We start from the raw sequence: 1,919 nt of genomic DNA, 5'->3' as shown, positions 1-1,919 counted from the left end.
TATGCCCGCAGGAGGGAAAGGCGGCAGGCCTCGTCCTGCCGTTCTGCAACACCGACACCATGAACCTGCACCTGGCGAAGATCGCTCTGCATGTCGCCCCCGGCGCCCACGCCGTGGTGCTCATGGACCAGGCCGGCTGGCACCTGACGCCGAAGCTCGAGCTTCCCGCCAACATCTCGATCGTAGCGATCCCATCGAAAAGCCCGGAGCTCAATCCGCAGGAAAACGTGTGGCAGTTCATGCGCGACAACTGGCTCTCGAACCGCGTGTTCGGCTCCTACGACGAGATCGTCGACCATTGCTGCGACGCCTGGAACAAGCTCGTCGAACAACCCTGGCGCATCATGTCGCTCGGTCTCCGTGATTGGGCCTGTGGGTTCTGATCACTGAATCTTGGTATAAGTGATCTTCTGGGCGAGAAGCCTGTTTTCGCGTTCGGCCAGTTCCTCGAAGCGGCACAGCGGGATGATGCCCGCTGCCGTCCGAAAGAACTCGACCTGGAAGAGTACCGCGCCGACGGGTTCGACATGGTGAACGATCGTTGGCTCGACGATACCCGGCATAGCACCTGCGGCCAGCAGGATTTCTGTCGCCTCCCGCCGGGGATCCGTGATCCGGTATCGCAACTGCCCGCGCTCGACGTGAATGAGCCCCCACACGCCATCCTTCGTCGAATGATCGCGCAGCAGCCCTGCCGGCACGGACGTTTCGGCGAACATGCCGGTTCGCTTATAGCTTTCCAGCCCCTCGGGCAGCCTCAGGGGATTTCGACTCACGCCGCTTCTTTCTCGCGGTGAAGTGCTTCTTCGCGTTCGATCAGGATGTCGGACAGGAACAAATAGGCCTCTCCCCAGGCGTTCAGCACCTCATCGGTGGCATTCTCACCGAGGACATCGCTGATGGCGGACAGCAGCGCGTAGGCCACCGCGGGATAATGCTCCGGCTTGATCTGCGTGTCGACGTGCCTCGACGAAATACGCTCGACCGCACCCTTGATCGCCTCGAGCCTGTCAACGTTCTGAGCGAAGGCGAGGATGGCGGCGGCAAGCCGCCTAGGCTGCTCGCCCGAGGCCTGCGCGGCCATGTCGAACAGGAACCTGATCTCCGGATCAGCGAACAGCCGCTCATACATCCGGCTGGTGATCTCGACGCCGTGCTTCTGAAGCGAGGGTGCGGTCGCCTTGACGATCGCCATGGTCTCGGCTGACAACGGCTTGCTCATGCGGTCTCCTTGCGAATTCGCGTCGATGCAGGGGCCCAGCATCGCAAACGGCGATACTTGGCATGAGGGGTTGGGTTCAACGCTAGTATAATCGATCACAGGGAATGAGTGCGTTTCCCAAGTTTGCTGCTCTGGCGTCAGCTCCGCACTACGCTGTCGCGTTCACGAACTGCCGGGCATGTTCAGCAAAGAACGTTTTCCAATAGACGTGCCTTCATACGTGGCGTGTGGAGTTGGCGCCCAAGGCGATACCCCGAACTTTTCCCCGCTAGGACCTGACAAGCCGAGCAAGATGCAAATTCGAATTGGGTTTTACAGCACCGGTATACACCCACCCAAGTCTTCCATTTTGCTGGTTCTCAAGACGTTAAGCGCCCTGAGTGGGGTTCACTTAAATGCCGATGCATACTCTGTCTGGATAGGCTTGGTCAACGAAGATGGCAGCTTGACGTTCTAGGTCTTGGACTAGGCCATAGAGAATTTCCTGCAAGTCCTTCATCAACCTCGCTAGCCGGTTTATAGGGCTAATCGCGGCGGATAATCTGTCGCCCTGGCTCGCTACGGAGACCACATGAAGACCATCAGGAAGGCCATTTTTCCCGTCGCCGGCATGGGCACGCGCTTCCTGCCCGCCACCAAGGCGGTGCCCAAGGAGATGCTGCCCGTCGTCGACAAGCCGCTGATCCAGTATGCGGTG

Annotated in this window: 4 protein-coding genes; 2 read left to right on the top strand and 2 right to left on the bottom strand. The window is 59.7% G+C overall.

Going from position 1 to position 1,919, the window contains the following annotated elements; translation table 11 throughout:
• Positions 1–383 (top strand): transposase (locus tag FOY91_RS21290; RefSeq protein WP_203234669.1); only part of this gene is annotated, 383 nt, incomplete at its 5' end.
• Here FOY91_RS21290 and FOY91_RS21285 read toward each other — a convergent pair.
• Both FOY91_RS21285 and FOY91_RS21280 read right to left on the bottom strand, forming a co-directional pair.
• Positions 384–719, bottom strand: coding sequence for a TehB family protein (locus FOY91_RS21285; protein ID WP_145156065.1), 336 nt, complete (start codon positions 717–719; stop codon positions 384–386).
• Between the two features lie 53 nt (positions 720–772).
• Entirely contained in the window at positions 773–1,222 is a 450-nt protein-coding gene (locus tag FOY91_RS21280) for a globin domain-containing protein (RefSeq protein ID WP_145156063.1), read from the bottom strand.
• 571 nt (positions 1,223–1,793) lie between these two features.
• On the opposite strand from FOY91_RS21280, the gene FOY91_RS21275 reads away from it, so the two are divergent.
• Positions 1,794–1,919: sugar phosphate nucleotidyltransferase (locus FOY91_RS21275; RefSeq protein WP_275265971.1), on the top strand; the 126-nt coding region annotated here is incomplete at its 3' end.

Source organism: Alterirhizorhabdus solaris (assembly GCF_007785815.1).
GTDB lineage: Bacteria > Pseudomonadota > Alphaproteobacteria > Sphingomonadales > Sphingomonadaceae > Alterirhizorhabdus > Alterirhizorhabdus solaris.
This window is presented reverse-complemented; position numbering and strand designations above follow the sequence as displayed.

Excerpts from the sequence above, each read along its gene's own strand:
- FOY91_RS21285 (WP_145156065.1), bottom strand. The coding sequence starts at position 719 with ATGTTCGCCGAAACGTCCGTGCCGGCAGGGCTGCTGCGCGATCATTCG.
- FOY91_RS21280 (WP_145156063.1), bottom strand. The coding sequence starts at position 1,222 with ATGAGCAAGCCGTTGTCAGCCGAGACCATGGCGATCGTCAAGGCGACC.